Here is a 9,230-nt window from a genome sequence, read left to right as displayed (position 1 = left end):
GCGGGGGTGGCACCTCCGGGCCCGACACCCGGGTGGCCCGCGTGGACGTGACCGCGGCCGCCGCCTCCATGGAAGCGGGCGCATCGGTGCAGCTTTCCGCGGTGGCGCGCAACGCCGCGGGCGAAGCGGTGGGCGGAACCTTCACCTGGTCCAGCAGCAACACGGCGACGGCGTCCGTAGGCGCCGGCGGCATGGTGCAGGGCGCCACGCCGGGAAGCGCCACCATCAGCGCCACCGAGGCGGGCTCCGGGATCGTGGGCTCGCTGGCCGTCACCGTGACGCCCGCCGCCGTGCAGTCGGTAACGGTTGCGCCCGGGGCCCAGACCGTCATCGCGGGGCGCACGCAGGCGCTCACGGCCACGCTCAGGGACGCGCGTGGCGCCGTGCTCACCGGCCGCGCCGTCACGTGGAGCAGCGCCAACCCCGCCGTGGCCTCGGTGGATGCCTCCGGCGTGGTGACGGGCGTGGCGCCCGGCGCCGGCGCGGTGGCCATCACCGCCACCTCCGAGGGGCAGAGCGGGTCCGCCCAGGTCACCGTGGTTCCGGTGCCCATCGCCACCCTCACCATCACCCCGGCGGGGCCGCACACCCTGGTGCAGGGCGGCTCCATCACGCTGGGGGTGGTGGCGCGCGACGCGGACGGCAACGTGCTCACCGGGCGCGCCCTCACCTGGAGCAGCGCGAACCCGTCGGTCGCCTCCGTGTCCGGAACCGGCGTGGTGAGTGCCGCCGCCGTGGGCGGCCCCGTGACGCTGACCGCCGCCTCCGAGGGCGTGTCCACCACCGTGCAGGTGACGGTGATCCCCGTGCCGGTCGCCTCCGTGACGGTGTCGCCGGCGTCGGCCACCATTCCACAGGGGCTCACCCAGCAGTTCACCGCCACCGCCCGTGACGCGGGCGGCAACGTGCTCACGGGACGGGCGGTGGCGTGGTCGTCGCTGAACGCGGGGGTCGTGACGGTGAGCGCCTCCGGCCTGGCCACGGGCGGCGCCACGGGCAGCACCAGCATCGTGGCCACCGTGGAGGGGCGCAGCGCGTCCGTCACGGTGTTCGTAACCCCGCGCACGGCCACCTCGCTGGTGGTGAACCCGCGCTTTACCGTGGTGAACGTGGGGCAGACGGCGAACGTGGCCGCGGCCGCCTCCGACGCGTCGGGGGTGATCCCCTCGCCCGCCACCACCTGGGTATCGGCCAACACGGGGACCGCGACGGTCAACGGCAGCGGGCAGGTGTTGGGCGTCGCCGCGGGCGTGACGCGCGTGTCCGCCCAGGTGAACAGCGTGTCCGACACCTCGTTCACCGCGGTGCTGGCCTCCAACAGCATGCTGAGCACCGCCTTCACGGGCGGGCAGGTGCGCGCCGACATCCGCGCCGGCACCACGATCACCTTTCCCGTGACGCTGGACATGTCGCGGGTGAGCGCCACGGGCGACCTGGGCGCCGTGCAGTTCGAGTTCCGCTACGACCCCACGCTGCTGGAGTTCCAGTCGGGGCAGGGCGGGCTCACCGGCAACGTGGAGATCCACTCGCCCACCCCCGGCACCGTGCGCTTCGCCTATGCGGGCACCGCGGCGCAGGGCTCGGCCAACCTCACGCTGGCCACCCTGAGCTTCCGGGTGCTGCCCACGGCGGCCACCGGCCGGTACTCCAACGTGATCCTCACCTACACGGCCCCGCCCACGTCCACCACCTTCCAGAGCTACGGAATGCCCGTGGCGATGTGGGGCCGGTTGAGCGTCGTGGCCCCCTGACGTGCGGTCCCCGCCCGGGACGGCGCACCCCGCGCCGCCCCGGGCTCCTTCCAAAGGAGCTACAGCAGATGAACGGAATTCGCGGAGTGCGCCTCGCGGCGGCGCTGGTGCTGGGCACGGCGCTGGCCGGGTGCGGCGACCTGCTGGGCACGGAAAAGAAGGGTGAGCCCGCCGAGCCGGCCATCACCTTTACCGAGCCGGGGATCTACCCGGTGCTGGTGGTGGCGCAGCAGACGGCGGATTCCGCGCGGCTGGAACTGCACCTCAAGCGCGTGGCCGTCACCGAGCGCGTCGCCAGCGTTCAGGGCGAGCTGAAGTTCGACGCCACGAAGCTGGCGCTGGGCGCCGTGACGGTCGGCGACGGCATCACCGGGGCGACCAACGAGACCACGGCGGGCACCCTGCGCTTTGCGGGCGTGGCCACGGCGGGGATCGACGGCGGCGCCGTGCTGACCCTGTCGTTCGCCACCCGCGCCCCCGTGGCCGCCGAGGCGTTCGAGCTGAACGTGGAAGAAATCATCGCCAGCGAGGATTTTGTGAACCTCGGCTCGCGCGTGCGCATGCAGGGCCGCACTCCGCGGCTCACCCGCGTGCCGCTGCAGTAGCCTCATCTCCGGAGCGGGAATGATGCGATCGGTGACGGGCCGCGCCACGCGGTGGACCCTGGCGGCGGCGCTGGCCCTCGCCCTGGCGGCCGGCGCCCGCGCGGAGGCGCGCGGCCAGGAGCCGCCCCCGGCCGCGGCGCAGGAGCCGGGCATCTACCCCGTCCTCTTCGTCACCGGCGAAACCGCGGCGGGTGCCACGGTGGAGCTGCACCTGAAGCGGGTGGGCGTGGACGACCGCATCGCCAGCTTTCAGGGCGAGCTCGTGTACGACCCCGCCCGGCTGACCGTGTCCGCGGGGCAGATCCCGCAGGGGATCACGGGGAGCTGGCACCAGGCCCGCCCCGGCACCCTGCGCTTTGCCGGCGTGGCGCTGGCCGGAATCGACGCGGGCCCGGTGCTTACGCTCACCGTGGCCGCCACGCGCCCGCTGGCCGCCGACGACTTTGCGCTCACCCTGGAGGAGGTGGTTTCGGCCACCGGATTCCGCAACCTGGTATCGCGCGTTCGCCAGGACGGGACGCACCCCGCGCTTTCGCGCGTGCGCCCCTGACCCGCCCGCCGGCCCCCCGACCGACCTTCATTCCGCAGGAAAGGTGACCCCTTGAACGTCCCGCCCATGCCCCTCCGCCGCCATGGCGCCGCGCTGGCGGCGCTGGCCGCCCTGCTGTTCGCCCCCGCGCTGCACGCGCAGGACGTGCTGCAGCAGGGCCGCGCCTATGGCATTCAGCCCCCCGCCTGGGTGACGGAGACGCTGCGCGAGCAGCCGGACGCCTTTGAGTTCCGCCGGGCGTGGCGCAACAAGGTGAAGCGGGTGCGGCAGGAGCGGCGGCGGCTGGAGGCGGCGCGCACCGGGCCCGTGATGTCGGCCAGCCTGCTGCAGTCCGCGGGCGCGGCGGTGACGGGCACCATGCGCGTGCCCGTGATCGCGGCCCGCTACTCGGACCGCACGGCGCCGTACCCCGTGGCCGACTACCAGGCGCGGCTCTTTGGCGACGGCACGGCGGGGGCGTACACGGCCAAGTCGTTCTACCGCGAGATGTCGCGCAACGCCTTCACCATGGACGGCACGGTGGCGGGGTGGATCCCGCTGCCGCAGACCGCGGCGTACTACGAGCCGTCCACGGCCACCGACTCGCGCTACGGGCGCACCTTCGAGTTTCTGCGTGACGCGCTCACCGGGGCGGACCCCACGGTGAACTTCGGGCAGTTCGACAACGACGGCCCCGACGGCGTCCCCAACTCGGGCGACGACGACGGCTACGTGGACGCGGCGGCGTTCATCTACCCCGCGCACGGCAAGTCCTGCGGCGGCCCCGGCATCTGGCCGCACCGCTACGCGTACTCGGCGTACACCAACGGCGTGCCCTTCAGCACCAACGACCCGTCGGCCGAGGGCGGCACCATCAAGGTGGACGACTACCTGATCCAGGGCGGGCTGGAGTGCGACGGCACCAGCCTGATGCCCATCGGCACCTTCGCCCACGAGATGGGGCACGCCCTGGCGCTCCCCGACCTGTACGATACCGACGGCGGCACCGAGGGGCTGGGCGAGTGGGACCTGATGGGCTCCGGCAACTACCGGCTCCCCGCCTCGCCCACGCACATGAGCGCCTGGTCCAAGGACTTTCTGGGCTGGGTGAACGTGGAGACGGTGTCGGGCGCGCGCCCCGCGCTCACGCTGGCCCCCGTGTACGACGCGGGCCGGGTGCTGCGCTACAACATCCCCGGCACGCGCGAGTACTTTCTGCTGGAGCACCGCAAGGCGTTCGGATCCGACACGTACATCCGCGGCGCCGGGCTGCTGGTGTACCACATCGACGATGCCGTCATTGACCTTACGCTCAACAGCAACGACGTGAACGCCGGCACGGTGCACGGCGTGGACCTGGAAGAGGCGGACGGGCTGGACCAGCTGGACAAGACCCCCGCCTCCGGCGGCAACCGCGGCGACGCGGGCGACCCGTTCCCCGGCACCGGCGCGCGGACCGCGTTCGGCGACGCCAGCTATCCCAGCAGCCGCAGCAACTCCGGCGCCCCCTCCGGGTTCGACATCCGCGCCCTGCAGTACGCGGGCGGGGTGCTGACCTTTGACCTGCAGGCCGGGAGCCCTGCCACCCCGGTGAACACGGTGGTGGTGTCGCCCGGCACGGCCAGCGTATCGGCGGGAACCACTCGGCAGCTCACGGCCGCGCTGTACGACGCGAACAACGTGCTGCTCACCGGGCGCGCGGTGACCTGGTCCAGCAGCGCCCCCTCCCTGGCCACCGTGTCGTCCACGGGGCTGGTGACGGCGCTGGCGCAGGGCGGGCCGGTGACCATCACCGCCACCTCCGAGGGCAAGTCGGGGCAGTCCGCCGTCACGGTGACAGCGGCCGTCACGCCGGGCACGCTGATCACCAGCGGCGTCCCGGTGACCAACATCGGCGCCACCTACCCCAACGAGGTGCTGTACCGCATCGCGGTGCCCGCGGGCGCCACGATGCTGACGGTCACCACCTCCGGCGGCAGCGGCGACGCCGACCTGTACGTCCGCCGCGGCACGCCCCCCACCACCTCGGTGCGGGACTGCGCCTCCGGCAGCTCGACCAACACCGAGCAGTGCACCCTCGCCAATCCGGCGTCGGGGGACTGGTACATCATGCTCAAGGCCTTCGCCTCCTTCTCCGGCGTCACGTTGACGGCGACGGTGTCGGTGCCCGCGCCGCCGCTGGCGGTGGGCGACTCGGCGACGGGCCAGGTGGCCTCGGTGGGCGCGGTCGCCACCTTCCCCCTGGTCATGACGGCGGGCGACGTGGTGGACGTGGGCGCCTTCGTGACGGGCGGGCAGAGCACCTTCCATCCGTACGTGGAGCTGTACTCGCCGGCCGGCGCCCTGGTGGCTTCGTCCACGGTGCACCGCCTGAACCGCAACTGGATCCTGCCCCGGTACACGGCCGCGGCCGCGGGAACGTACAGCGTCCGCGTCCGCGACCGCCGTACCTCCACGGACCTGAACAAGTACACGGGCAGCTTCAAGCTGCGCACCCGCCGCTCCGGCGTGGTGATCGTCACCGAGGGGGAGATCGACCCCCGCTTCGTGCCCGCGGGCTCGCCGGCGGTGCGTGACACGGTGTGGGTGTACAACGTGGGCGCCCCGGGCACGGCCACCTTTACGGCCACCCCCGTCAAGGGCGAGCCCTGGATGACGGTGTCGGTGCCGGGCGGCATCACGCCCGAGGTGGGCTCGGCCACCCTGCTGGACGCCCTCGCCGCCCCGGAGCGCGTGCACGCGCGCCCGCTGCCCGGGCGGCTTGAAGCCGGTGCGATGGGCGCGGCGCCGGCGGCCCCCCGCGCCGCGCCCGCGGGAGCGGTGCCGGTGCAGGCCGTTCTCACCCCCGGCAGTCTGGCGCAGGGCTACTACTACGACGACATCCTGATCCAGGTCGCGGGCGATCCGTGGAACCAGGGGATGGCGGCGCTGGTGGACCTGCGGCTGCACTCGCCCGCCGCGCGGGTGATGAACGAGACGGTGAACGCCTACCCGGGCACCATGGCCCGCGGCCCCCAGGGGCAGGTGGTGATGGCGAGCGGCTCCGGGCTGGTGCGCATCGACCCCGTGACCGGCGCGGCCACCCCGTGGGTGAGCAGCCTCAGCTCCGAGCTGGGCGGAATGGAGTTCGCGGCGGACGGCACGCTGTACGTGGCCGACTACGCCGGCAAGCGGCTGCTGCGCGTGCGCCCCGACGCCACCTGGACGGTGGCGGTGACCGGGACCAGCGCGGCTACGGACGTGGCCGTGCTCCCCACCGGCACGGTGTTCGTTTCCATGGGGAGCACCCTGGTGCGCATGCCCGCGGGCGGCACGGCGGCGGTGGCGCTCACCAGCTCGCGGACCACGTTCGCCGACGTGATGGTGTACAACCCCGCGGACGGGTGGCTGTACTACGCCTCCGGCACGGCCCTGCGCCGCTACAACCCGGCCACCAACGCCGATGAGGCGCGTGGCACCATCGACACCGGGCCCCTGCTTTCGCTCGACGTGGGGCGCAGCGGGCGGTTGTACGGCATGGAAAACCAGTTCTTCGGCGGCGTGCTGGTGATGGAAACCACCGGCACGGTCGTGGGCCGCATGTGGAGTCCCGGCATCGGCTACGGCCTGGCACTGGCCCACGGAACGCTGTATGGCAGCAGCATCATCCTGACGGACCAGGTGTGGAGCATGCCGGTGGACGACAGCCCCGCGGGCGGCACACCCGGCATTGCGGGCGACGCCAACGGCGACGGCACCATCACGGCGCAGGACGCGCTGGGCGTGCTGTCGGCGGTCGTGGGCAAGAGCCTGCCGGCCGGGTGGAACCTGGCCATTGGGGGCGACGCCAACTGTGACGGACAGGTGACCTCCATCGACGCGCTCATCATCCTGTCCCGGGTCGTGTCGCGCGACGTCTCGCAGTTCTGCATCGGCACCAACCGCTGATCGCGGGACCCCCGTTGGCCGGCCGCCATGCCCCCTCGCGGGGCACGGCGGCCGATGTTTCGCCCCCTGACCCCGCGCCCGGATCCGGCGCGAAAAGGGGCGCGCCGGGCGCGCGAGTCGCGCACCGGGCCCCGATTCATCCGGCCTGCATGCACCCCGGAAAGGTACTCCGTTGAAGGTTCCCGTTGCTTCCCTCCGCCGCATCCGCGCCGGCCTCGTGGCGGCCGCCCTGCTCTCTGCCCCCGCGCTGCACGCGCAGGACGTGCTGCGGCAGGGCCGCGCACACGGCGTCGAGGCCCCCGCCTGGATCACCGAGACGCTGCGCGAGCAGCCCGGCGCGTTCGAGTTCCGCCGGGCGTGGCGCAACAAGGTAGAGGGGGTGCGGCAGGAGCGGCGGCGGCTGGAAGGCGCGCGCACCGGCCCGCTGATGTCCACCGGGCAGATGCAGGCGTACGGCGCGGCGGTCACCGGCACCCTGCGCGTTCCCGTGATCGCGGCCCGCTACTCGGACCGCGCGGCGCCCTATCCCGCAGCGGACTACCAGGCGCGCCTCTTCGGGGACGGCGCGGCGGGGGCGTACACGGCCAAGTCGTTCTACCGCGAGATGTCGCGGGGCGCGTTCACCCTGGACGGGACGGTGTCGGGATGGGTCGCGCTGCCGCAGCAGGCGGCCTTCTACGAGCCCTCCGCCTCCACCAGCGCGCGCTACGGGCGCACCTTCGAGTTTCTGCGCGACGCGCTCGCCGGCGCGGACCCGACGGTGAACTTCGGGCAGTTCGACAACGACGGCCCCGACGGCGTTCCCAATTCGGGCGACGACGACGGCTACGTGGACGCCGCGGCCTTCCTCTACCCCGCCGCCGGAGCCAACTGCGGGGGCCCCGGCATCTGGCCGCACCGCTACGTCTACTCGGCGTACAACGGCGGCGTCCCGTTCAGCACCGACGACGCCTCGGCCAGGGGCGGCACCATCAAGGTGGACGACTACCTGATCCAGGGCGGGCTGGAGTGCGACGGCGCCAGCCTGATGGACATCGGCACCTTTGCGCACGAGATGGGGCACGCCCTCGCCCTCCCCGACCTGTACGACACGCGCGGCACCACGTCGGGGCTGGGCGAGTGGGACCTGATGGCCTCCGGCAACTACCGCACGCCGGCCTCGCCCGCGCACATGAGCGCGTGGAGCAAGGACTTTCTGGGCTGGGTGAACGTGGAGACGGTGTTCGGCTCGTACCCGGCCGTGACGCTGGCCCCCGTGTACGAGGGGGGCCGGGTGCTGCGCTACGACATTCCCGGCACGCGCGAGTACTTTCTGCTGGAGCACCGCAGGGCGTTCGGCTCCGACGCGGACATCCGCGCCCCCGGGCTGCTGGTGTACCACGTGGACGAGGGCGTAGTGGAGGCCGCACGGGTGTCCAACGAGGTGAACGCCGGGGCGGTCCACGGCGTGGCGCTGGTAGAAGCGGACGGTCTGGGCCACCTGTCGGGCGGCGCCAACCGCGGCGACGCGGGCGACGTCTTTCCCGGCGCGCTGCTCCAGACCTCGTTCGGGGAGGGAACCAGCCCGGGCAGCCGCGGCAACGGCGGGCTTCCCTCCGGCTTTTCGCTGAGCGGCATCCAGTACACGGCGGACGTGCTCACCTTCACCATGCAGGCGGGCGGCCCGGCCAACGCCGTCGCCTCGGTATCCGTCACGCCGGCGGCGCCCGGCATCGCCGTGGGGACCACGCAGCAGCTCGTGGCCACGCTGCGCGACGCGGCCGGGGCCCTCGTGACCGGGCCCGCCGTCACCTGGTCCAGTTCGTCTCCCGGGATCGTGTCCGTGACCAGCCGCGGGTTGGCGCAGGGCCTGGCCGCGGGGGGACCGGTGACCATCACCGCGACCGCGGGCGGCGCCAGCGGCACGGCATCGGTTACCGTGACGGCGGCGCTGCAGGCCGTGACCCTCACCAGCGGCGTTCCCGTGGCGGGAATCTCCGGGACCGTGGGAAGCGACCGGCTGTTCCGCATCGCGGTGCCCGAGGGGGCGACGTCGCTGGGGGTGTCCACCTCCGGGGGTACCGGCAACGCCAACCTGTACGTGCGCCGGGGCGCGCCCCCGCTGCCGGCCGACTGCCTTTCCGTCTCGGGCAGTTCCACGGAGTTTTGCGGCTTCCTCAATCCCGCCGCGGGCGACTGGTACATTCTGGTCCGCACCGAGGGGTCGTACACGGGGCTGACGCTCACCGCGTCGGTGGCGGGCACGCTGGCGCTGGGCGACTCCGCTTCGGGCGCCATCGGCACCGGGGCGGGAGGCCAGCGCTTTCCGCTGGTGCTCACCGCGGGCGACGTCATCGACGTCGGCGCGTTTCGCACCGGCGGGCTTTCGGCCTTCACTCCGTACGTGGAGCTGTACGCCCCCTCCGGCTCGCGCGTTGC

General features: G+C 73.3%; 5 protein-coding genes. All 5 read left to right on the top strand.

Annotated features, from left to right (window positions below):
* Nucleotides 1-1,751 (top strand): Ig-like domain-containing protein (locus tag VF665_RS25760; protein WP_331056371.1); only part of this gene is annotated, 1,751 nt, incomplete at its 5' end.
* A 68-nt stretch (nucleotides 1,752-1,819) separates the two neighbouring features.
* Nucleotides 1,820-2,356, top strand: a complete 537-nt coding sequence (locus VF665_RS25755; RefSeq protein ID WP_331056370.1) for a hypothetical protein — start codon at nucleotides 1,820-1,822, stop codon at nucleotides 2,354-2,356.
* Between the two features lie 22 nt (nucleotides 2,357-2,378).
* Entirely contained in the window at nucleotides 2,379-2,906 is a 528-nt protein-coding gene (locus VF665_RS25750) for a hypothetical protein (RefSeq protein ID WP_331056369.1), read from the top strand.
* Between the two features lie 51 nt (nucleotides 2,907-2,957).
* Nucleotides 2,958-6,812, top strand: coding sequence for a M6 family metalloprotease domain-containing protein (locus VF665_RS25745; protein WP_331056368.1), 3,855 nt, complete (start codon nucleotides 2,958-2,960; stop codon nucleotides 6,810-6,812).
* Nucleotides 6,813-6,984: 172 nt separating this feature from the next.
* Nucleotides 6,985-9,230, top strand: a 2,246-nt coding sequence (locus VF665_RS25740) for a M6 family metalloprotease domain-containing protein (RefSeq protein ID WP_331056367.1), incomplete at its 3' end; no start/stop codon positions are given.

The sequence above is a fragment of the Longimicrobium sp. genome (genome assembly GCF_036387355.1).
Taxonomy (GTDB): Bacteria; Gemmatimonadota; Gemmatimonadetes; order Longimicrobiales; family Longimicrobiaceae; genus Longimicrobium.
This window is presented reverse-complemented; position numbering and strand designations above follow the sequence as displayed.

What these genes read in the sequence shown, in the direction of transcription:
- VF665_RS25755 (WP_331056370.1), top strand. Translation starts at nt 1,820, where the DNA reads ATGAACGGAATTCGCGGAGTGCGCCTCGCGGCGGCGCTGGTGCTGGGC.
- VF665_RS25750 (WP_331056369.1), top strand. Translation starts at nt 2,379, where the DNA reads ATGCGATCGGTGACGGGCCGCGCCACGCGGTGGACCCTGGCGGCGGCG.